We start from the raw sequence: 22,310 nt of genomic DNA on the forward strand, positions 1-22,310 counted from the left end.
GGAGTCCCGGCGAGTGCCGGGAGTGCTCAGGGCCCGAAGCGGCCTTCGAGCCGATGGCGCGAGCCGGGATGCAACAGGCGTGCGGACGTGGCCACCAGTTTGCCGGACCAGGTGCGGCGCCGAATCAGCAGGCAAGGCTCGCCGCGTGGGATTTTCAGCAGATGACACTCGTCGGCCGTGCCCAGCACCGCCTCGACAACATGTTCGCCGGCGGTCAGCGGCGAAACGCGCTGGAGATACGAGTATGGCGTGTGCGTCGTGAAATCCTGTTCGAGGTACTGCGGCGCCAGCGGCGCGTTCACGAAACGGTCTTCGATCTGCATCGGCACGTCGTCCTGATAGTGGACGATCAGCGAATGAAAGACCGGTTCGCCTTCATGAAGGTTCATGGCCAGCGCGCGCTCCGGGCTCGCGGGCTCCTGCCGCAGCAGCACGACTTCGGAGCGATGGCGATAGCCGCGCACTGCGATTTCCTCGGCGATATTGTTCACCGCGAACAGCGCCGAGTGCATTTTCGGCTCTGCGACAAACGTGCCGACGCCCTGCATGCGCACCAGTAGACCTTCCGCGGTCAACTCGCGCAGCGCGCGATTGATCGTCATGCGGCTGACTTGGAGTTCCTCGACCAGTTCGTTTTCGGACGGGACCCGATGATGGGGCGGCCAGGCGCCGGTGAGGATCTGCTGGCTGATCATCTGCTTGACCCGCAGGTAGCGCGGCACCGGCATGCCTTCGACTTGGCTGTCGGTGGATGGCAGAGACGTGGATGGTGGCACTTCGGCGACTCCCTCAGGCGTTTGGGAAAACAGGAACAGGCCACAAGGATAAGGCCTATTGCCTATACAACGATAGACAATTGCCACCAGCATGTCGGAAAACGGCCGCAATGATGACCGGATCGGGCATTCATAAATTCGCTTTGCGGGCGCAAACTGACAACTCGAATCGCGGCAAGGGGCTGCGACGAGCGCCAAGCGAGGTGAAATCATGCTGGACTGGAATGGTTACCGCAAGGAACTGGTGGGTCGTATCGGCGAGATCGGCCAACTGTCGCCGGACACGCTGCGCGGGTATCAGACGTTGTCGCAGGCGGGCGTGAAAACAGGGCATCTCGATGCGAAGACGCGCGAGCTGATCGCATTGGCTGTCGCGGTAACCACGCGTTGCGACGGGTGTATCACCGTGCACACTGCGCAGGCCTTGAAGCTTGGCGCGAGCCGCGAAGAGATTGCGGAGGCGTTGGGGGTGGCGGTGGAGTTGAACGCGGGCGCGGCGTTGGTGTACTCGGCGCGCGTGATGGATGCCGTGGCGGCGTTTCCGTCGGCCAACACGGCGTCGAATGCGACGGAATGAATGCGATGTGAAGGCTTGATCGGCGCACGGCGGCAGTCACGCCGCTGTGGCGGGCGGGACGTCTCCATCGGGACATCCCCGCCTTTGCCGAATGGATTACGGCGCCTGGTACGGCCGGGTACGACACAGCCGCGATGCCGCTTCGGCTGGATGAAAATGCCTTATCCCCGTTTGCGGAAGACGACGTCCCAGACACCGTGACCGAGGCGCAGGCCGCGGTTCTCGAACTTGGTGACGGGACGATAATCCGGGCGCGGCGCGTAGCCGCCGGCCGTATTTTCGAGCGTGGGCTCGGCGCCGAGGACTTCCAGCATTTGCTCGGCGTACTCTTGCCAATCGGTGGCGCAGTGCAGGTAACCGCCGGGCTTGAGGCGCGAGGCGAGCAGGGCGACGAATGGCGCTTGCAGGAGGCGGCGCTTGTGATGGCGCTTCTTGTGCCAGGGGTCGGGGAAGAACACATGAACGCCGTCGAGCGAGGCTTCCGGCAACATGTTTTCCACAACTTCGACGGCGTCGTGTTGAATGATGCGCACGTTCGAGAGCGGCGTTTCCCCGATCCGTTTGAGCATGGCGCCGACGCCGGGCTCATGGACTTCGACGCCGAGGAAGTCGTCATCGGCACGCAGTTTGGCGATATGGGCGGTGGTTTCGCCCATGCCGAAGCCGATTTCGAGGATGCGCGGGGCGTTTTCGCGGCCGAAGGCGGCGGGCCAATCGAGCGGGGCGGGCTGGTAGTCGAGCTTGAACTGCGGGCCGAGGACGTCGAAGGCGCGCTTTTGGGCTTCGGAGCTGCGGCCGGCGCGGCGCACGAAGCTGCGGATGCGGCGCGGATGGGCGACACCTTCGGGGCCGGTCGGATGATCGGCGCCGGCAGATGTGGCGTTATCGGCAGTGTCCGCGCTGGCCGGGATCTCGTCGTCGGCGGGCGGTTGTCCGTGGGTCGTCATGCAAACAAAAAGCCGTCTGAACGACGGCTCATCGAGAAGGGATTCGGTGGAGCGGGCGATGGGAATCGAACCCACGGCTCTAGCTTGGGAAGCTAGGGTATTACCATTATACGACGCCCGCGTAACCGCGCATTATACGCGGGGTTAAGGGGTTTTGGCAATTGAGGAATCTGGTGGGTGGGGTGGAAGGTGTATCCACTCGGGATGAGATTGCTGGCTTCGCTGTGTGTTGGAGGTGCTTCGGGGCATTCGGGCCGATCTCCATCTCCATCGTCGGACGCTTTTTTGAGATTCTTTTTTTCGTTTGATTCGTTTCCAAAACGGTTCGCCTGATTGACTCAGCCGGACGAAAATCGGGTCAAACAATCCCCAAGCCCATCGCCTGACCTCATAAAATCCATCCCGAGATATTTTTTCAATTCACCTATTAAGTTTTCAATCCGCCCGCCGTTAGGTAGTCATATTGCATTCGGCATCCAAATGATGCGCCTGGTGTACAGACAACGCGCCGCGTGGATCGCGGGGCAACACCGATCCGTCAGCCCCCGACTCACACGATGTTAGCGACACCCCGCGCGTCCCAGCCCTGATTACTTGCGTAAAACAGAATAGCGAATCCATGGCGATTATCGATTTGGTGAAATGGAGCGGGAGTCCGAACCTGCTCGCCTGGAAGTTTCCGTCGGAGGAGCTTTCCACCTGGACGCAACTCGTCGTCAATGAATCCCAGGAGGCTTATCTCGTGCGCGGCGGCGTGTACGAGGGGCCGTTCGGGGCCGGCCGCCATACACTCAGCACCGAGAACCTGCCGGTCATGCGTACGCTGATCGGCGTCCCATTCGGCGGTAAGTCGCCGTTTACGGCCGAGGTCTGGTATGTCAACCGCGTCACCAACCTGGACGTGCGCTGGGGCACGCCCGATGCCATCCAGCTGCAGGACCCCAAGTACGGCGTGATGGTCCCCGTGCGTGCGTTCGGCCAATACGGCGTGCGTATCACCGAGCCCAAGAAATTCCTGCTCAAGCTTGTGGGCACACTGGCCGGTTTCGACGCCGATACGCTTGCCGAGTACTTTCGCGGCGTCTTCATCACGCGCATCAAGACCGAAATCGCCAACGCGATCACGCGTGCGGGCCTGTCAGTGCTCGAGATCAACACCCAGCTCGAGGCGTTGTCCGAAGCGCTCAAGACCTCGCTGTCAGCGGAAATGGCGGAGTATGGCGTCGGCCTGGCCCAGTTCAACATCCATTCGATCAACGTTCCCGAGAACGATCCGGCCGTCAAAACGCTCAAGGCCGCGCTCGCCAAACGCGCGGAGATGGGCATCATCGGCTTCACGTACCAGCAGGAGCGCAGCTTCGACGTGATGGAGACGGCCGCCGGCAACGAAGGCTCGGCCGGCACGCTGATGGGCGCGGGCCTGGGCGTTGGCGCCGGCATCGGCATGGCACCGGCGATCGGCCAGGGCTTCGCGCAGATGACGCAACACATCCAGCCGCCCGCCGTGCCGCCGATGCCGCAAACGCCTCAGGCGCCCCCGCCGGCACCCGCGGCTTCTTCCGCCCCCGCCGCGGAGGCGGGCGCGCGCTTGAGCCCCGCCGAGCGCATCCGCCTGCTGAAGGAACTCGCCGAACTCAAGACAGCCGGCATCCTCAGCGACGCCGAAATCGAAGCCGAGAAACAAAAAATCCTCGCCTCCTGAGCGCCCATCCCATGACCGTTCGATACAAACTCGCGGCGGCGGCGATCGTCGTCGTCCTGGCGACGCTCGGCGTCCTCCGTACCCTCCTGCCGTCCAGCTGGAGCGAGGCCGTGACGGCCAGCGCGATCGCGGTCGCGCTCTCCTTGGGCGCGCTCGTCTATCTGCCGGCCGGTTTTACGCGCGCGTCGCGGAGCACGGCGGCACGCCTGGCGGGCCTGGGGCCGCTCGGCGCAACGCTCGCGGTCACGCTGCTGGCGTCGATCGTGGCCCTCGCAACCAGCACGACGGGCCACCCGGGGCTTGCATGGGCCTTGCTGATCGTGGCGCTTGCCGTCTTCGTCATCGGCGTGCTCCTAACCAGCGCGACCGGCAACGTGGTCGACGACGCGCAGACGCGCCAGCGCAAGGATGACCGCTACGGCCAATGGACGCGTTCGCTGGCAAGCGCAGCGCATGCGATCGGCGACGCCGCGCTCAAGGCTCGCTGCGACAAGATCGCAGAAGCGTTGCGCTATGCACCGTCGACGCGCAGCGAGGATGCCTCAAATGAAGCCTCGCTCGTCAGCGCGGCGGTCGCGGCATTGCAGGCGAGCGCCGACCAGGGCGATATCTCCGAGATCGCCGCAAGGATCGACCACCTGCAGCGTGTACTCGCAGAGCACGCGGCCACCGTGACCGCGCTGCGCTCGCAGGCATGAGCGCGACGTCCCGGGCGCCGCCCTGGGGGGGGCATCGCACACGACGCATGAACGCATGAACAAAAACCACACGCATACGGGGAAGTGATGGAAGACGGGGATTTGCAGCTGCTTTGCAGCGGCTGTGGCGCAGACCTGAAATACTCGGCCGGCGCGCGCGCGCTGAAATGCATCTATTGCGCGGCGGTGACCGAGATTCCGCGTGCCGAGAATGAGGCAGTCGACGCGACGCCCGATCAGGTTGTCACGTTGACGGTGAGCCGCAATCAGCTCGAAGACGCGGTGTTCCAGCATCTCGCCGACGGCAAGTATACGCCGGACAACCTGCTCGAACACGCGACCTTCACCAAGATCGAGCAGTTCTTCGTGCCCGCGTATGCGTTCACGGGCACCTACGAGGCGCAGTGGACCGCGAGCTTCGGCTACAACCGCACCGAGCATTACACCGAGTACGTGCGCGACAGCAATGGCCGCAGCCAGCCCGTCAACCGCACCCGCACCGTCACCGATTGGCGCCCGGTCAATGGCTCTGACAGCGGCAAGTTCGGCATCCTGATTTATGGTGGAAGCCGCTTGCATGACAACGCGCTCGCGCTGACGACGCGCCTCGTCGAACATTGCCAGATGGCGGGCGACGTGGCCGACTACAGCCCGTCGTACACCAGCGGCTTCGAGGTCGAGGCATACAGTGTGCCGCTGGACGATGCCTATCGTGAGCGCGGCAGCGCTCTTGTCGACGAGGTCATCGACGCGGGCGTGAAGCGCCATGCGCAGGGCGACACCCAGAAGGACTGGCACTGGACGGCGACGACGCGCAAACAGTCGTCGCGAGTGCTGGTGCCGGTCTGTCACGTCGTCTACGAATATCAAGGCCAGTCGTACAACGTCTGGACCGACGGCACCTCGACCGCCAACCTGCTGGCCGATCCGTCGCCGCAGGACGATTCGCGCAAGCGTGCGGTGCGCATCGGCTTCGTGCCGACGGCCGTCGGCGTGGCGGCGTTCGCCGGCGTAGTGGCGAGCACCGATGGTGCGCTGAGCGCGCTGCCCGAGAACCCGCTGATGTGGGGCGGCCTGCTTGCGACACTACTCTACGGCGTGTTGCGCCGCGGCGCGATCCTTTCGTACTCGATGAAGCTGCGCCAGGCGATTCTTGCGCAGAAGAAGCTCGACACGACGAATACCGCGAATGTCGACGAGGCCGAGCGCCAGCGCATGATCGCCGCCTGCAAGCGACCCAGTCGCTCGTGGCTTGCCGGCGCGATGAAGGATGCCATCATGGTGCCAGCGGTCTCGGCCGTCGCGCTGGCGGCCATCGTCGCGCCGCGCCTGCACCAGGCCGCTCTCGAACATCGCGCGCGACCGGCCGAGATCGCGGCGGCGCGGCCCTACGCGAACCCGCAAACGCAAGCTGCACCGCCGGCGGACCAGGCCCCGGCGACGACCGGGCCAGCCCCGCAAGCGACGCCCGAGCAGACTGAATCGCAGACGGCGCGGATGGTTGCCGACGTGCCGGCGAATGCGGCGCGGCAGGTGTCGCTGCCGCAGCCGGTCAACGACGTGCTCGCGGCGGCCCAGCGTGGCGACTGGGGTGCGGTCGACGCCGGCGCAGACCGCATGCGCAGCGACCGCGAGACCGGGGCGCCCCGCGATCGCGCCATCGCCCGCGACGCCAACAACGAAGGTCGGGCCGCATTGCAGGCGCGCGACTTCGGCGCCGCGATCGAGGCATTCCGCCGCGGCGCCGAGGCCGATCCCGCCGATATCGAGATCCTGAACAATCTCGGCTACGCCTACGGCGAAGCTGGCGAATCGGACGACGCCGTCGAGACGCTCTCGGAAGTCCTGATGCGCGCGCCCAAACGTTCGTCCGCGTGGGCCAATCTGTCGGATGTGCTCGCCGATACCGGCCACCTGTCCGAAGCGACGGCCGCGCTCGGCACTGCGCTGCACTATTCCGGCAATCGCGACCGTACCCTTGCCGCCTTGCAGAAGCAGTCGAACACGGGCCGTACCGAGGCGATCAGGCAGGTTAACCTGGCCGTCGCGCAGCAAGCGCCGGGCATCCCTGGCGCGACGGCACCCGCCAAGGCGGCGACGGCGCAGTCGTCACCGCAGCGGCCGCCGGCCCACGCGCAGGCACCCAATGCCGGCTACCGTGACGAAGTGTCCGTGCGCGACATCCAGCAGCACGTCAATCAGCAACTCAGAAGCATGGGGATCTCGCGATAAGCCGTGCATGGCAGGACGGGCAGGGCGATGGCGCCGTTGGTCTTGCGACCGGTGGTGTCGTCGCGCCTAAACAGGCCATGGGGGTACGACTGTCCGCCCTTCAGGCCGGTGGCAACCGCAATGGATATTGAAATGGCGGCTCGCCCGAAGCCCGCCATTTGTAAAAACTGGCGCTGCTCATGCCGTGCTCCCGGCATAGCTCCGGAACTGGCGTACCGGCTTCGGCCTGCTTCAAGATGGCGATGATCTGGCCGTCTGTGAATCGGGAGGTCTTCATGCAAAATTTCCTAAGGTACCGCTGCTAGAAAATTCTACCTCCCACGACGCATACTTTTCGGGGGGAATACCCACCAGATCGACAGTCCGGAGATTGAAGGGGACGCTCCACAGATCATGGGGCTTACCCGCGGTATTTTGCTGTGCACGCGAACGATCCTGCCAATCATTTGGCGATCTAAAACAAAACCTTGACACTGCCAAATTCCGCACCTACTTTTAGTTTGACGTCGCAGGAAAAATAAAACAAATAGACGCTTTGGGAGGTGTCTATGGCGGCTGATATCGGTGGCATTGCGGCTGTCGGCGGATTCGGTGTGGCGGGCGGCGCCATTGCGGGCGGCGCGGGCTTGAGCGCACCTCCGGTCAGTTCATTGGCCGCGGGACTCGACCCAAGCACGGAGGTGTCCGACGATACCATCGTGTCCATCTCGACAGCGGCGCGTCGAGCGCTCGCGGCGGACACGCTGCAGCCCGGTTCGACCGGCGCGACGGGCACGAGCAAGTTCGACGAACTTGCCGAGGCCGCGCTGCTGGCGCTGCTGCTGGCGCACAGAAATGACAAACAGAACGATCAATCCGTGCCAAGTATCGGAGCGATGCTTGCCCTTGCGGCAATCAGCGCCTATCTGACCGTTCAAACCATGACGTGATCGGTGACGCCAAGTCCTGACACACACACTGGTTAAATCAATGTATCAGACTCGAGCGTCGGGTCGATGGCAAAACTCGGTGGTCCAGCGTCGGCTCCGCGACCAGCTTCTTCAGTTGGGCGTTCTCGTCCTGAAGTTGCTTGAGTTGCGTCCTGAGCCAAGCCGCGCTTTCACTGGTCCGGACGCGCCGCGATCCATGAGTTCAAGCGACACGCAAACCCAGCTCTGATACGATCATGGCCGCCTGATCGTAAGAGATGATGGCACCGCGAAACTGTTCCATATCTGCCAGACGTAGTCCTCCCAGGTCGACACCGCGCAGGTCCGCCCCTGCAAAGCGCGTGTTCTTGAGAAGTGCATTGCGCAAGCTGCCACCCTGGAATACAGCATCGCGAAAATCTACATCGCAGAGATCGGCATCGGAAAGCTCGAGGCGTTCCAGTTGGGCCTTTCGAAATGAGATGCCGCGCAGGGTGGCGCCAATGAGCAGGCACTCGACGAATTGAAGGCCAAGCGTGGCCGCGTGTTCGAAGCTCGCGCCCGTGAGTTTGCTTTCGCGGAATGAGGCCGACGCCAGTTTTGCCCGCCGCCAACTCGTGTTGTTGAGGTCGCAAGCGCGGAAATCCGCGTCGTGCAGGTCCGCAGAGCCGAAGTCGGCTTGTCGACCACGACAGTTGCGCCAGTGGGTGCCCGACAGCGTTGCGCCGAAAAGCGACGTTTCGATGAACGAGCAGCGCTGGAAACGGCAGCCACTCAAATCCAGCCGCGACAAATCCGCCTGTTCGAAATCGCAGTCTTCAAAAATCTTCGGCTCAGGGGAGTCCGCGAGCAGTGCCTGCAGTGAATCCCGTGTGAACGTCGCGGAAACGATCGGACTGCCATCGCGCTCAGGTTTCAGCGTCGAGAATAAATCTTGATTCATGGTCGGCTAAGGGGAGTCGCGCAAGCGATGAACGGGTGAGATGGCCGACGCCGGTCACCCGCAACCGGGTCTTCATTGACATCGACGTCGTTTTCAGTTGAGCGCGGCGCCATGTTATCGGGACATGCGAGTGGCACCTGTCAGAATATAGGTGCCACGGGGCGGCAGCGTCGCCCTGCATACGGACTATTCGTTCGCGGGACGGGCGTGCACAAGGGTGTCGTCGATCTGATACCCGGTGTTCGCATCGCCTCACCCCGACGCGCTGCTTTGGCACGAAACATTGAATCTGACGTTTTAGCAGGCGTCGTGTTAGCTGGTGGGGACGTTACCGACGTGCCCATACTGCGGTGGATTGGCACGCCCCAATCTCCTCATGTTCAACGATCGGGATTGGGCAGGCGACGAGTTCGATCAATAGCGACAAAGGCTCGAATGGCTGCGAGTAGAATATTTCAGGCGCCCGCCATAGCGGTGGATGGATCGCTTCACATCCCGACGAATCATGCCGATCAATTATCTACGTGGCTTCACACAGCCCGTCCGGACCGAGAAGACCAACCGGCGGCTGGGATGTTCTCTGGCATTCGTTGCAGGTGCGGCGAATGCCGGGGGATTTCTGGCTGTCGGGCAGTACACTTCGCACATGTCCGGCATCGTCGCCTCGCTCTCGGACAATCTGGCGCTCGGGCAAATCGTGCTCGTCATCGCGGGATTGTGTTCCTTGCTGGCGTTCCTCGTTGGCGCCGCCACCTCGGCGGTGCTTATCAATTGGGGGCGGCGACATCACACGCATAGCGAGTACGCCGCACCGCTGATGCTTGAAGCCTTCCTTCTGCTGACATTCGGCGTTCTGGGCGCGAACCTTGAACACCATCAATTGCTGTTCGTGCCAGCGACCGTCGTGTTGCTCTGTTACGTAATGGGGTTGCAGAACGCCATCATTACCAAGATCTCGAAGGCCGAAATCAGAACGACGCACGTCACAGGGCTCGTCACCGACATGGGCATCGAGTTGGGAAAACTTTTCTATTGGAACGGGCGGCGAGCGCCCGCCAGCGAGGCGAAGGTCATGGGCGACCGGGCCAAGCTGCGCTTGCTCTCGTCACTACTCGGCATGTTTGCGTTGGGCGGCCTGATCGGCGCTCTGGGGTTCAAGCATCTGGGCTTTGTATCGACAGTACCGCTCGCCCTGATCCTCATGGTATTGGCGGTCGTCCCGCTGATAGACGACCTGACCAGGTCTGCGCACTAGGCAGAGCGTATCGACCTTCCCCCACAGCGGTTACGACCCGTGTCGATAGCGACGAGTCGTCACGCTTGATCCGCTTGGCGCGAAATATTTGGGTTTTCAACTGACAGACCCGTGGGGAATCGCACTCGAGTACACCAACCGTAACGGCAGCCGCAAGTCAGCGCGTTTTGGCGCGCGAGGACTTGCCTGCCGTCGCGGCGCGTGCGGCGCTCTTGCCGGGCATGAGGCCCGACGCTTCCATGTCCTCGAGCCACGACAGTGCCTCTGCATGGCGAAGGAAGTGCCGCAGATAATCCGGCGACACGTCATGCATCAGCGACAGCGCGCGATGAACGAGATGGCTGGAGTTGAGCGGCCCCGCGTTCTCCGGCACTTGCGCGAGCGACTGGCGCAGGTTGCCGTCCGTACTCACCCTGGACCAGGTCTCGCGGAAGTACTCGAGCACGTCCATGTCTTCGATCGGCGCGTCCGCAGAGACGCCGGTCGGGCGTACCACGAGCGAGGCAACCGGCGCCACGCGGCGCTCGTCGGTACGCCGCGCCATGTCGGCGACCAAGGCCGCAAGCGCAGTCGGCGCCGGCGATGACGTGGTTGCATCACGCGGGCCGTCTGCCGTGCCGTCGGAAACACCGGACGTCGTCGCAACGACCGTGCCTGCCTCAGACAGCTCGCGGGAAAAAGCGTCGATCAGTTCACCCAAGCGCGCATCCAGCACGCGACGCGCTTCGCCAGAATAGGCATCGGCACGGCGCGCGGTCGCCTCGATCCGGTGAAAGCGAACGCGGTCGTGGGCATCGGCACCTTGCGCGCGCCAGGCGTCGAGCGTCGCACGCACGTCCAGTCCCTCGTCGCGATCGTCGTCATGCATTCGGCTTCCCCGTACTGGCGCTCGTACGCGGCATCGGCGCGATCTCCACGCGCCGGTTCTTCGCGCGACCGGTCTCGTCGGCGTTCGAAGTCACCGGCTGTTCGGCGCCGAACGCTGCCGAGAAAATCGACGACGGCGGAAGGCCGGCCGCGATCAGCTCGCGCGTCACTGTCAACGCTCGCTGCGCCGAGAGCTCCCAGTTATCGGCAAAGCGCCGGTTGCTCTCGCGCACTTGCTGGTCGTCGGTGAAGCCGCTCACCATCAGGATCTCGTCGCTCGCGCGCAGATAGGCCGAGAGCGGCCCCGCCAGACTGCGCAACACCTCGCGCCCCTGTGGCTGCAATTGGTCGGAATTCAGCGCGAACAACACATTGCCGCTGATTCCGATGCGACCGTTGACGAGCGTCACACGACCGCCCGCGAGCGGGCCGGCGAGCGCTTTCTCGAGCGTTTCGCGCCGTTGCGTCTCGGCCTGCCGCTGCTTGACCTCGCGTTCGAGCTTGGCCGAGAGTTCGAGTTGCACGCCGATCACGCCGAGCATGATCAGCACGAAGGCCCCGAGCATCACCGACATCAGGTCGCCAAAGACGGCCCAGGTCGGCGAGGCCGCTTCGAGTTCGGCGTCGATGTCGTCTCTCATGCCGCACCGCTACTGTGATTGGCCCGTGCGTCGCCGAGCTGTTGCAGGTTCTCGAGGATCTGCTTCTGCGACATCACGCTGAGCTCGACCACCTCGCGCGCTTGCGCCACGTAATAGCCCAACTGTTCGTCACTGCGCGCCATCGACTTGTCGAGCGCGGCCTCGAGGCGCTGTAAATGTTCGAGCAACTGCGTGTTCGATTCGCCAAACGACTGCACCGCCGCGCCGAACGCGTCGCCCAGGCTCGCGACTTCCACCGCGCTGCCAGTCACTTGTGCAGAGGCGGTGGCGAGCTTGTCGGTTTGTGCCTCGATGGCATCGTTCAGGCGGGCGCTGGCGCGCTCGAGCAACTGCGCGGACGTGGTGACCAGCTCGTCGACCGCAGCGCGCTGTGCATTGCCCGCATGGCTGACGGTGTCGAGCAGCGTGCCGAGCGTGTCGAGCAGGCGCGAGCGCTCCGCGAGCATGGCGTTGTCGCGCACCATGCTGTCCGAAAGCTTCTGGCGCAGCTCGGCAATGATCTCGGCTGCCGCCTTGGGAGCCTCGGAAGCGGTCTGCACGAGGCGCGAAATCTCGGCGATGGTGTGGCTCGCGTTGGCACGCGTTTGCTCGGAGATGTCGAGCGCGGTGCGTGTGAGCGTGTCGCAGATCGTTTGCTGCTGGCTCGCCGTTTGCGCGCCCGCTTGCTGCCATTCGTTGCGCAGGGTGGCCAGCGTGCCTTCGAGCGCTTCGGTCCAGGCGGACAGGCGTTGTGCTTCGCGCTGTGCGGTAGCATCGCCATGCGCGGCGTTGGCGGCGCTCAGTGCTTGCAGCAACGAAGCGTTGTGCTCGGAGAGGGCGGACGTCGCCGCGGCAACCAACTGCTGATTGCCACCGGCAAGTTGCTCGCTCACGCGTGCATGCTCTGCGATCGCATCGCGCCAGGACTGCGAGACGTGCGTGGCGGCACTGTCCATTTGCGTCGAGACGTTTTGCAGCAACTGCGTCGAGCGTTGTTCGAAGGTGTCGGTAAAACGCGCCAGCGCGGCGTCGAGATTCGCTGCGAGCGATGCATTGGCACGTTGTTGCTGCGCCAGCGTTTGATCCCATGACTGCGCGACGCGCGCGTGTGCGTCTGCCACGTTCCCGCTGGTCGCTTCCAGACGGGCCGCCACATCGCCGAGCAACGCGGCCGAGCGCGTCTCGAAAGTCTGCGTGAACTCGGCGAGCGACGCGCGCAGATCGGTCGTGAGCGATTCGTTGGCGCGCAACTGACCGTCGAGCGAATCCCTCCAGATGGCCGCCACACGGGTGGTCGTGGCCTCGAATCGATCGGACAGGCCGCTCATGCGGTCCTGCACTGCGTTCGACACGGTCTCGTGCCACGAGGCCGTTTCGCGTGCGAGGCTCGCCATCGTCGCCTCGACTTCCGGGCGGATGACCGCACCGGCAGCGCTGGCCGTGGCCGCCACGCTGTCTTTCAGATACTGCTGCATGGCGCCGGCAAGCTGCGAATACGACGCGTCGGTCTTCGCGTGCAGCGCTTCCTGGTTGGCCGTGAGTCGCTCGCCAAGCGCGTGGCTCTGGCGCTCCATGGCCGCCATCATGTCTTGCAGGCGATCGACCAGCGCCGGCATCACCAGCGCTTGCTGTTGCAGCAGATGGAGGGTGGTTTCGCGCTGATGTTGCCGTGTGAAGCCGCGCAACGTGGTCAGGATCCGTGCGTCGAGGGTTTGCGCGACCCGCAAGCGCTCCTTGCGCGCCAGCGCGGAAAGCAGGCCGAGCATGGCGGACGTCGCCACGCCGGCCACCGACGTGCCGAACGCGAAGCCCAGCCCTTTGACCGGCGAGGCCAGCGATGCGCGGATCGCCTGCAAATCGGTGGCGCTTTCGAGCGCGAGGCCGGTGCCGCGCAGCGTCGCGGCCATGCCGAGGAAGGTGCCGAGCATGCCGAGCAGCACAAGCAGGCCGACGAGATACGGCGTGAGCGCCGGGCCGGGCAGGGCGACACGCTCACCTTCCACGCGCAGGCGCACGGCGGGGCGCAGGCTGGCGGGCAGGGCGTCGAGCCAGGTGCCGAGCGAGGCCGGCGGTGCACTCAGGCCGGCGATGGCGTTCGCGAGCGCGCCGGTCGCCTGATGAAAGCGCTTGAGTTCGAGCGCGCCAATGACATAGACGGCGGCGATGAGCAAAGTCACCGCCAGCGCGAGGGTGTTGGTACCGGTATAGCCTATGCCGATCCAGCACACCACGGCGAGACCGGCGACAAAGGAAACGAGATCAACGAGGTGTCGGGTCATGTTGTCCGGGTTCGCAGGTACGAAGCGCCGCGAGCAGCGCTTCGACCGGTTGAAGGCGAATATCGAGTTCAGCGAGCAAAATGCTCTGCATATCCCGGTGGAAGGTGTCGAGCCACATGCCGGCGAGCGCGGGTGGCGGCGTGCCGGGCGCGCGCGGCGCGGCCAATGCCGCCTGCTCCGTAGCGCGCAGCCGCACGAAATGGCCGTCGAGCAGATTGGGCACGCCGGCGAGCAGGGTGCGCTCGCGTGCGCCCATCACCCGTTCCATTACCGCATCGACGGAGGCCAGACGCGCCGCTTCCGGCGATTTCGTGACCAGCTGCGCGCGCAAACGCGTGCGTAGCGCGCTGATAGCGGTATCCATTGTCTGCTGCGACGTCGCGTAGCGCTGCCTGTACGCCGGGAACTCCGCGAACGAAGCAGCCCGTTGACGCTCGGCCGACCCCAACGAGCGAATCTGCCCGCCGGGCGCTGCGGCCAGACTGCAGTCGCGCGCGATGGCGGCGGTAAGCTCGGTGCGCACGCGCTCGAACTCGCTCGTCGGCGCCGGGGCGGCCGAACGCGCGCCGGGCGTTGCAGCCGGCGGGTTGGCTTTGAGGGCCGACGAGAGCGCGATGGCGTCGGTCCAGCCCAGCCACTGGCTCAGCCGGTCCGACAGCGGCGGCGCGGCCTCAGGGGGCTCGAACGTGCTCAGGCGGGCCAGCGAGCGTATGAGTGTCGGGGCGCTGATGACGGGACGCTGGGACACTTGCACCATTCCACTGGGGGCAAAAAACAGCAGTTTACACTGCGGCCGGCCCGGCCCCCCTGCGCGGCAGCCGCGGATATGCCGACATGGGTCCCTCCAGGTCATCCCCCAAGGGCGATGACCGCCATTTCGCCAAGAAAGGCGTGAAGTTTTGGCGAATCGCAATAAGCGACATTAAACCTGAACCAAACCGAGTCGGCCGGTGTATCGACGTAGAACAGGTCACCCGGCGCAAGGGCGATACCCGCGCGCCGGCCTGCGTCGACAACTGTCTGACTGTTGAACGCCGGACTTGGCTCGACTTGCCATCCAGCGCTCACGAAAAGTCCGCCACGAGGCGTCGCCAGCGTCGCCATGCGAAGCTCGGCGAGCGTGGCAAGGAACCGCTCCCGGTCGTTCGACAGACGTGTGCGCAAACGGTCGATATAGCGACGATGACTGGGGTCCGACAGCAGCTCGAACACGCAGCGTTCGTTGAGCTCCGACGTGGTCAGCCCGCAGATCATTTTCGTATGCAGCAAATCCGACAACAGCCGCTCAGGACATAGCACATAGCCCACCCGCAGCGATGGCGCAATCGTCTTTGAAAATCCACCGATACAGATAACGCGGTTGAAGCCGTCAAGGGCGGCGAGCGAGGCGTCCGACGGGCCGCACAGATCTCGGAAGATATCGTCTTCCACGATCCAGAAGTCGTATTGTTCGGCCAACGCGATGACGCGATGGGCGTTGGCCATGGAGAGCGTTGTCGAAAGGGGGTTCTGCAGCGCGGTGTTGACGAAAATGGCCTTCGGACGATGCAGCGCAGCCAGACGGGCAAGGGCATCCGCGTCGAGTCCGTCGCCGGTACGCCGCACTCCCACCACATTGATGCCCCATTTACGCAAGAGATCGTGGAAATAGAAATAGCCGGGATCTTCCACCAGTACGGTATCCCCCATCCGCACGAGATTGCGCATCACCAGGTCCAGGCCATGGGTTACGCCATTCGTCAACACGATCTGATCGGGGGAGACGGTGCAAAAGCGCTCGCTGAAGTCGCGCGCCAGCATATGCCTTAGCCGCCGAAAGCCAAGCGGGTGCCCGTAGCCGACAAGGCGCTGCGCCGGCATTCTTGTCGCCTGCCGAAGCGCTTGCAAGAGCATGCTCTCGCTGCACCACTCCGGCGGAAGCCACCCGCAGCCCACGGGCAACATGTCCGGATGCTCGTTCCATATCTGAACCGACGTCCAGGGGGTGTCGCCGGCCGGCAGCAATTTGGAGGGCGCGTCGTTGAACACCGGCATCTGCGCCGTGCGCGACGCGACAAAATAGCCTGAGCCCGGGCGGGAATTCAGTATCCGGCGCGAGACCAGAACCTCGTAAGCTTCCGTGATCGTAAACGTGCTGACGCCCAACGCTTTCGCCAACTCCCTGACCGAGGGCGTTTTCGTGCCCGGCTTGAGGCGCCCTGACTCCACTAGCCGGTCAAGCTTGCCGACGATTTGTTCGACCAGGCTGATTCCCCGCTGCCGCTCAACGCGCAACTCATCCAGCAATGTGGATTCCCGGTGATCCGACAGTGCGCCGGGACTGAGCGTGACGTTCGCATAGTGCTGCGGCATGGACGATCTCTTCAAGATTCCGATGTCTGCCAGATACCCTCAGGTACCTTCCCGGGACCTGGCTCGCCTCGTATGCCTCAAAGTAACACAAGCCAACTCACGCAACTACAGTTTATTAAACAACACGTGTTGCGTCAAAAATGTTACATGTTGCCGTGCAGCAATCGCTCCGGGGGCAGCCCTGCGCGCAGCAAAGGTTAGCTGCCGGTGCGCGTCGGCGTTGACGCGCTTGAGATCGGTCCGTTTTGCGAGTAGCCTTTTAGACTCACATTGATTCAATGAACACATGTCGTGACAAAAGCTCGCCTTGCGCAACGACACTCCTCAGAACTTCTTCGGGAACCACGATCGGAATGGCGACAACACCCAAGGGCAAGGAAGATGTGCGGCCGGCAAAACGAAATGGCGGGATGTCGCTGAGGGAGACGTACAAGCAGCTCACGCGTGAACGTTTGATTGACGCCGCGCTGGAAATTTTCGACGAGATCGGATTCAGCAACGCTACCATTGAACAGATCGCAAACCGGGCAGGCACGAATCGCACGACCTTCTATCTGCACTTTAAAAGCAAGGTGGATCTTGCCAGTATCGTGATCCTGAGAGCCGAGCCCGACATTCAGGAGGTCATGTTGGCACTCAACGCATTGGTCAATCCCACGTGGCGGGACGTGCGATTGTGGTTGAACCAATGGGTCGCCCTGACGCGCAAGCAGAAGGTTGCATTTGACGTCGGTTCCCAGCTGATGACGTCCGCCGATCCCGACGCCTCGGCCTCCTATCTCGAACGTGGCCGTCGATTCGCCAGTCTCTTGACGAATCACCTCGACCGGTTCGAGGGCAAGGCCAGGAAGGCCGCCGTGACCCGCTATGCGTTGCTCATGATGATGACCCACCAGACCGTATGTAATAAGGAGTTCCGCAGTTGTCAGTTCGACGACGACGAACATCTCGATCTGCTTGCGGATATGCTTTGGACCGGTTTGTCGATGGGCATCGAGGCGAGAAAGGCTCCGGCGCGAGCGAAGCCGCCGGCGCCGGTCAAGGCATGAGCCGGTTGTGAAGTCAGCGCATGTGCTCGAGGACTTCCGCGCCCGTGAGCACGTCACCGAACTGCTGGATGATGGTTTCGAGCGATGACTGATGTTCCTCGTCGGACAGGGCCGCGCAGCAATCGGACACCATCACCACATTGAAGTCGAGCATCATGCCGTCGCGGGCGGTCGATTCGCAGCAAACGTTGGTCTTTGTGCCCGCGATAAGCAGGGTGTCGATGCCAAGTGATCGCATCGTGCGCTCCAGCGACGATGAACCGGGAATCAGGGCGCTATAGCGCGTCTTGAAAATCGTCAGGTCGCCGGGCGCAGTCTCGAGTTCTGGCCAGACCGTCTGGCGCCCGGGCGTCAGGCTTTCGATCGTGCGTGCCTTGACGTCCTTTGCCACGATATGGTTGAAGAACATTTCCCAGTCGCTCCTGTCGCCGATACGGGCGTTTGCGTGTAATACCCAGACAATCGGGACACCCATCGGCCGCAGGCAACGCGTCAACTGATTGATGCCGGGAACGATGGCACGTGAGCCCGGAACCTCGCCTGGTGCCCCTGCCTCGCAAAACAAGCTTTGCATGTCGATGACGATCAGGGCGGTACGTGCCGGATCGATGCGATCAAACCAATGCACATGTCCACGCCTGGCCATGACCCGGTCAACGATGTGTGGGCGAATATTGACGTCATGCATAACGATGCCTCTCCTGAAGCGATGGATTGTTCTGCGCGCATGAGGCCCTGAGCCGCGCCGCGCAACGGTGTGGGGCGGCCAGCCGGCGCCTGCATCAGCGTGCGCCGGCCGGACATCGTCCCGTTCTGGCACTACATGGCAACCACGTCGTTGAGAAACGGGTCGTCCGGCAAGGCGGTCTCGGTATCGAGAAGGCTGCCGCAACTCGGGCACGAGAACCTGCGTAACACTAGCAGTGCGTTCGTCGCGCACGACGCCCCGGGCAAATCCTTCACCCGCACGGTTGTCAGACTCGCGTGTGGTTTCCATGCGGTTCCCGCCCGTGCCAACGCATGCCCGCACGCCCGGCAGGCAACGCGGTTACCGTCCCCTACCAGGGTTTCCGAAATCCGTTGCGTGCTCATCGCGCCACCTCCGTTTTCGTACGCGCCATGCGCAATGCCGCGCGGCGCTCCGACGTTTGCCGCACGTCGACTTCGTTCCCCTCCAGAACAACCCCATAGATATCGCGCGCAGCGCGCGTGGAGATGGTGCCGCAGATCACGTCGTTCAGGACCTGATCCCGCGCGCGTTCGAGCGGATCGCCGACCCCGCCGCCGCCATCCCAACGCAAGTAGAGTGCATCGTTGCCCATGAGCGGAAAGACCCCCCAGTTGATCGGCTCCGGCTCGCCCGGAATGGCGTCAAGCGTTTGCGCGAATCCGCGTGCCGAATCGAACGCTTCCGGGGCATGTACCCAGACGTAATCGTTGATTCCGCCGGGATAGCCGCCGGCCAGGCCGTCGCTTTGCGGAAAGCTCGACCCCTTGCCCGACAGCACATAGTGAAGCCCGCCGTCCGGCCCGTCGTGCGGGACAATTGCCATCTCGCCCCCGGTTCCTCCGCGGAATTTCCCCGGACCGCCGGAATCCTTCAATCGGCGACGGAATAGGTACCGCACGGGAAACGATGCTTCTATCGTTTCGACGTTCGCCATACGGGAAATCGGATTCGGTATTTCGCCGCCGATATCCACGCCATCGCCGAACGTACGAGCGCCACCGGATCCCGCGAACGTTTCCGTCAAAATGCCGATCGATTGACCGCCTCGCTGATTGGTGCCGAACATGAAAAGGGCGAAGTGATTGGCGTGCCAGACTGCCGTGGCTTCCTCTGCGTACTTGTCGCTCGCGGCCAACATCTTGCCGATGGTGCCGCACGCGGCGTTGTTGACCGACTGGATGGCGCCGACGGTCGCCACGGAGGTCGGTGCCGGCCGTGCGCAATTCACGATGCTCGCCTCGGGTGTGATCATGGTGATCGGCCGGATCACGCCTTCGTTCCACGTGATGTCATAGCACAACAGGGGAAACAGCGGCGCGAACAAACCGCCCAGCGCGGCCCACTTCGTGCAATTCACCGGGTATTGCGACTGAGGTGACGATCCGGTGAAATCGAAGACCAGCGAGTCGTCCTTCTTGGTCATTTCGAGCACGACCTTGAGCGTTTCTCCCTTGACGTCGAGATACTGACGCGACTGCCACACGCCATCGGGCAACTCGCGCAGGCGGGCGCGCAGGCGCGCCTCGGACTGTGTGATCAACGTCAGGCACGCCTCGTCGAACGTATCGGGGCCATACTTGCCGACCAGGGCCAGCACCCGGTCCCGTGCGACGTTGTTGCAGGCGATCATCGAACGCAAATCCAGGGCAACCATTTCCGGACCGCGGACCATGTTCAGGATCGTGTCCCACACATCCTGACGTAGTTGGCCGCGATCGACGAGCTTGATGCCTGGCGAGCTGAATCCTTCGGCAAAGATGTCGCGCGCATCGGGCGCAAAGCCACCGGGGTTCATCGCGCCGATGTCATACACGTGGACAAAACACGCGCTCCACGCGATGAGCTGTCCTTCATGGTGAATCGGTGAAACGAGGTACACGTCCGAGGTATGTAATGCCGCTGTGAACGGATCATTCAACAGAAACAGGTCACCCTCGTTAATATCTCCGTCAAAACGCCGGATCACCGCCTTGCACGCTTCGGCTGCGCTCGTGAGGTGATGCAGGAAGCCGACGCCCCCCATCAAGAGAGAGCCATCGGGGCGATACAGCGACACCATCAAGTCGTGCCCTTCATTGGTGATGGCCGTGCCGGATACGTGCTTGAGTGTGATGACCGCCTCTTCGACGACCCGGAACAAGCGGTGCCGGATAATGGAAAACGTAATCGGATCCATGATTTTCCCTGTGGCCTCAGTTGACATTGATGATGACATTGCGGAATCCGTCCACCGACCCTTGCTGGTTCGCTTGCAGGACAATCGTCGTGATCGGGGTATGAATGACAGCAGGTCCTGTGACCACATTGCCCGGCTTCAGGCGTTCGAAATCGTAGATGTCCGACTCCACCATCGCGCCGGCGGCCTCCACGAAGATAGGACGGCGGGCGATGCGCGCGGCGGATGGATCTGCCGGCGCGAGTGCGACAGGTTCGAGCTTCGGCCGCTCCATCAGGCCGCGAGCGGTCAGCCTGAACTGTGTCATTTCGATCCCGGCTTCGCGGTAGGCCGAGCCTTTCCCGTATTTGCGCTCGTAGATCGCTTCGAAATCGGCCGCCAGCTGTCGTACGCCATCGTCGTCGAGCGGCGTCGTACTGCGCACAGGCGTCGTGACTTCATGGACCTGGCGCGAATAGCGAAGATCTGCCGACCAATCGAGTTGCACTCGGCCCCCTTCGAAACCTTCGGCCTTGAGGTCCCGCAACGCCTTGTCCACCATCGGCGCGAAGATCGCATTGATCGCTTCCGCCGGCGATGGCATCGGCAGGTGCTTCGTTGTGGCGTATTCATGAACAATGTCCGCAGACACGAGACCGAATGCGCAGTTAACCGAAGCTGTATAGGGCACAACGATCTGCTTCACGTTGAGTTCGCCGCCGAACAACCCGCATACCATGCCGCAGCTGCCGCCGAAGGCGTGCAGTACGAAATCGCGCGGGTCCAGTCCCCGCTCGACGGTAATCTCGCGGATCAGGTCCGTGAACTGGGCCGCAGCGACGCGGTAGATGCCGAACGCCGCTTGTTCGACCGTCATGCCGAGCGGACGCGCAATCTTTTCCTCGAAGACTTGCCGGGCGCGCGCCTTGTCGAGCGTCATGGTTCCGCCCAGGAAAATCTCCGGATCCATGTAGCCAATCAACATGAACACGTCGGTGAGCGTTGGCTCCTCGCCTCCCAATCCGTAGCAGACCGGACCCGGGCGAGAACCCGCCGAACGGGGGCCGACGCGAGGTGCATTGCTGCCGGGCTCCAGGGAAATGATCGAACCACCGCCGGCGCCAAGCGAGACCACCTCGATCTTGGGTTGTGCGTAGTGGAACCGGTCGACCATCGGCTCACGGGCATACTCGATCTCGCCGTTCTGGATGACGCTGACCTTGAACGTCGTTCCGCCCATGTCGGTGGCTATGACGTCGGGATGGCCGAGTTGTTCGCCAAGTGCACGACTTCCGATCACGCCGGCCGCCGGCCCGCATTCGAGCATGCCGATCGAACGGTCGGCCGCTTCATGTGCAGGCAGAAGGCCGCCATATCCCTGCATGATCATGACCGCGCCGTCATACCCGGACGCCCGCAGCAGATCTTCAAGACTGTTGATGTACGACTTTGTCACGCGCCCTGCGTAGGCGTTGATCACCGTCGTCGAGGTGCGTTCGTATTCACCGGGGGTGGGCGCTATCTCACTCGACAATGTGCAGTAGGCCTGTGGCGCCACGCGAGCGACCAGCTCGCGGACTCGGGTTTCGTTGGCAGGGTTATAGAATGACCACAGGAAGGACACGGCGATGGATTCGACGTGCCGCTCGTCGATCAACCAACGGATGGCCTGCTCCACTTCCGTGTCGTCAGCTTCCCTGAGCATCGCACCTTTGTAATCGGTGCGTTCGGCAATGCCGACAATGCAGTCGGGATTGATCAGGGGAGCGCCCCGCTCGGTCTTGACCGGGTGCTTCAGGCGGTCCTCGGTCAGTCCGCCCCAGCGTCCATAAGCGCCCCGTGTGACCAGCACCGTGTCCTCGAAACCGCGCGTGGTAATCAATCCCGTTTTTGCGCCGTCCCGTGTCAGGATCGCGTTGTCCACCACGGTTGAGCCGTGGATGAACAGTTTTGTCTGCGCCAACAGTGTCTCCAGCGATATATCCATGCCGCGTGCTACCGTTCGAATGGAGTCCAGGACCCCGTCCGCAAAGTTCGGAGGCGTGGACAACGCTTTGCCCATCCGTACCGGTTCACCGTCGGCGTAGACGATCGTATCGGTGCAAGTACCACCGACGTCCGTTGCAACGAGATACCTTTTATGATTGTCGTTCATGCGTATTCTCCAGCGCTTACTGATTCCGGATCGGTGTGTGCCGA

The 22,310-nt window shown here is 63.2% G+C and carries 19 protein-coding genes, 1 tRNA gene and 1 pseudogene; 7 read left to right on the plus strand and 14 right to left on the minus strand.

Annotation, left to right across the window (positions count from 1 at the left end; translation table 11 throughout):
• Positions 1 to 26: 26 nt before the first annotated feature.
• The gene (gene hutC, locus PTE30175_RS07335; RefSeq protein ID WP_150696624.1) at positions 27 to 728 is read right to left on the minus strand and encodes a histidine utilization repressor; all 702 of its coding nucleotides are present in this window, start codon (positions 726 to 728) and stop codon (positions 27 to 29) included.
• A 259-nt stretch (positions 729 to 987) separates the two neighbouring features.
• Here hutC and PTE30175_RS07340 point away from each other — a divergent pair, with 259 nt between their 5' ends.
• The gene (locus PTE30175_RS07340; protein WP_150696421.1) at positions 988 to 1,353 is read left to right on the plus strand and encodes a carboxymuconolactone decarboxylase family protein; all 366 of its coding nucleotides are present in this window, start codon (positions 988 to 990) and stop codon (positions 1,351 to 1,353) included.
• 161 nt (positions 1,354 to 1,514) lie between these two features.
• On the opposite strand, the gene trmB is transcribed toward PTE30175_RS07340, so the two are convergent.
• A complete protein-coding gene (gene trmB / locus PTE30175_RS07345) occupies positions 1,515 to 2,300 on the minus strand; it encodes a tRNA (guanosine(46)-N7)-methyltransferase TrmB (protein ID WP_150696422.1) in 786 nt (261 codons plus the stop codon).
• A 47-nt stretch (positions 2,301 to 2,347) separates the two neighbouring features.
• Positions 2,348 to 2,421: transfer RNA gene (locus PTE30175_RS07350), tRNA-Gly, on the minus strand.
• A gap of 498 nt (positions 2,422 to 2,919) precedes the next feature.
• Between PTE30175_RS07350 and PTE30175_RS07355 the strand changes: the two genes are divergently transcribed.
• The 3 genes from PTE30175_RS07355 (at position 2,920) to PTE30175_RS07365 (ending at position 6,932) form a co-directional block, all read left to right on the plus strand.
• Complete coding sequence (locus PTE30175_RS07355; protein WP_150696423.1) at positions 2,920 to 4,002, plus strand: SPFH domain-containing protein; 1,083 nt, start codon at positions 2,920 to 2,922, stop codon at positions 4,000 to 4,002.
• An 11-nt stretch (positions 4,003 to 4,013) separates the two neighbouring features.
• On the plus strand, positions 4,014 to 4,700 hold the full coding sequence (locus PTE30175_RS07360) for a hypothetical protein (protein WP_150696424.1): 687 nt from the start codon (positions 4,014 to 4,016) through the stop codon (positions 4,698 to 4,700).
• An 87-nt stretch (positions 4,701 to 4,787) separates the two neighbouring features.
• Positions 4,788 to 6,932, plus strand: coding sequence for a zinc finger domain-containing protein (locus PTE30175_RS07365; protein WP_150696625.1), 2,145 nt, complete (start codon positions 4,788 to 4,790; stop codon positions 6,930 to 6,932).
• 148 nt (positions 6,933 to 7,080) lie between these two features.
• On the opposite strand, the pseudogene PTE30175_RS07370 reads toward PTE30175_RS07365, so the two are convergent.
• Positions 7,081 to 7,209: pseudogene (locus PTE30175_RS07370) on the minus strand (transposase); the annotation flags it as partial.
• Positions 7,210 to 7,480: 271 nt separating this feature from the next.
• Between PTE30175_RS07370 and PTE30175_RS07375 the strand changes: the two are divergent.
• A complete protein-coding gene (locus tag PTE30175_RS07375) occupies positions 7,481 to 7,861 on the plus strand; it encodes a hypothetical protein (RefSeq protein ID WP_150696425.1) in 381 nt (126 codons plus the stop codon).
• Between the two features lie 202 nt (positions 7,862 to 8,063).
• On the opposite strand, the gene PTE30175_RS07380 is transcribed toward PTE30175_RS07375, so the two are convergent.
• A complete protein-coding gene (locus PTE30175_RS07380; RefSeq protein ID WP_150696426.1) occupies positions 8,064 to 8,783 on the minus strand; it encodes a pentapeptide repeat-containing protein in 720 nt (239 codons plus the stop codon).
• A gap of 505 nt (positions 8,784 to 9,288) precedes the next feature.
• On the opposite strand from PTE30175_RS07380, the gene PTE30175_RS07385 reads away from it, so the two are divergent.
• Positions 9,289 to 10,038 carry a YoaK family protein gene (locus PTE30175_RS07385; protein ID WP_150696427.1) on the plus strand — a complete coding sequence of 250 codons (750 nt, stop codon included), beginning with the start codon at positions 9,289 to 9,291 and terminating at the stop codon, positions 10,036 to 10,038.
• Positions 10,039 to 10,195: 157 nt separating this feature from the next.
• On the opposite strand, the gene PTE30175_RS07390 is transcribed toward PTE30175_RS07385, so the two are convergent.
• The 5 genes from PTE30175_RS07390 to PTE30175_RS07410 all read right to left on the minus strand — a co-directional run bounded on the left by PTE30175_RS07390 (position 10,196) and on the right by PTE30175_RS07410 (position 16,177).
• On the minus strand, positions 10,196 to 10,906 hold the full coding sequence (locus PTE30175_RS07390; protein ID WP_150696428.1) for a DUF2894 domain-containing protein: 711 nt from the start codon (positions 10,904 to 10,906) through the stop codon (positions 10,196 to 10,198).
• Positions 10,899 to 11,546: an OmpA family protein gene (locus PTE30175_RS07395; RefSeq protein WP_150696429.1), complete on the minus strand. Its 648-nt coding sequence runs from the start codon at positions 11,544 to 11,546 to the stop codon at positions 10,899 to 10,901. Before PTE30175_RS07395 ends, PTE30175_RS07390 begins: the two co-directional genes overlap by 8 nt.
• Positions 11,543 to 13,825, minus strand: a complete 2,283-nt coding sequence (locus PTE30175_RS07400; protein ID WP_150696430.1) for a DUF802 domain-containing protein — start codon at positions 13,823 to 13,825, stop codon at positions 11,543 to 11,545. Before PTE30175_RS07400 ends, PTE30175_RS07395 begins: the two co-directional genes overlap by 4 nt.
• Positions 13,806 to 14,582, minus strand: a complete 777-nt coding sequence (locus tag PTE30175_RS07405) for a DUF3348 domain-containing protein (protein WP_150696431.1) — start codon at positions 14,580 to 14,582, stop codon at positions 13,806 to 13,808. The genes PTE30175_RS07400 and PTE30175_RS07405 overlap by 20 nt, the downstream gene beginning before the upstream one ends.
• Before the next feature lie 92 nt (positions 14,583 to 14,674).
• Complete coding sequence (locus tag PTE30175_RS07410) at positions 14,675 to 16,177, minus strand: aminotransferase-like domain-containing protein (protein ID WP_150696432.1); 1,503 nt, start codon at positions 16,175 to 16,177, stop codon at positions 14,675 to 14,677.
• A gap of 410 nt (positions 16,178 to 16,587) precedes the next feature.
• Here PTE30175_RS07410 and PTE30175_RS07415 point away from each other — a divergent pair, with 410 nt between their 5' ends.
• Positions 16,588 to 17,226: a TetR/AcrR family transcriptional regulator gene (locus PTE30175_RS07415; protein ID WP_191628899.1), complete on the plus strand. Its 639-nt coding sequence runs from the start codon at positions 16,588 to 16,590 to the stop codon at positions 17,224 to 17,226.
• Positions 17,227 to 17,239: 13 nt separating this feature from the next.
• Here PTE30175_RS07415 and PTE30175_RS07420 read toward each other — a convergent pair whose 3' ends face one another.
• From PTE30175_RS07420 to PTE30175_RS07435, 4 genes are all read right to left on the minus strand, one after another.
• Positions 17,240 to 17,914: an isochorismatase family protein gene (locus PTE30175_RS07420; RefSeq protein WP_150696434.1), complete on the minus strand. Its 675-nt coding sequence runs from the start codon at positions 17,912 to 17,914 to the stop codon at positions 17,240 to 17,242.
• A gap of 131 nt (positions 17,915 to 18,045) precedes the next feature.
• On the minus strand, positions 18,046 to 18,318 hold the full coding sequence (locus PTE30175_RS29180) for an acetone carboxylase subunit gamma (RefSeq protein WP_150696435.1): 273 nt from the start codon (positions 18,316 to 18,318) through the stop codon (positions 18,046 to 18,048).
• A complete protein-coding gene (locus tag PTE30175_RS07430; RefSeq protein ID WP_150696436.1) occupies positions 18,315 to 20,132 on the minus strand; it encodes a hydantoinase B/oxoprolinase family protein in 1,818 nt (605 codons plus the stop codon). The genes PTE30175_RS29180 and PTE30175_RS07430 overlap by 4 nt, the downstream gene beginning before the upstream one ends.
• A 16-nt stretch (positions 20,133 to 20,148) precedes the next feature.
• Positions 20,149 to 22,266 carry a hydantoinase/oxoprolinase family protein gene (locus PTE30175_RS07435; protein WP_150696437.1) on the minus strand — a complete coding sequence of 706 codons (2,118 nt, stop codon included), beginning with the start codon at positions 22,264 to 22,266 and terminating at the stop codon, positions 20,149 to 20,151.
• Positions 22,267 to 22,310: the final 44 nt, after the last annotated feature.

The organism is Pandoraea terrae, assembly GCF_902459695.1.
GTDB classification, from domain to species: Bacteria; Pseudomonadota; Gammaproteobacteria; order Burkholderiales; family Burkholderiaceae; genus Pandoraea; species Pandoraea terrae.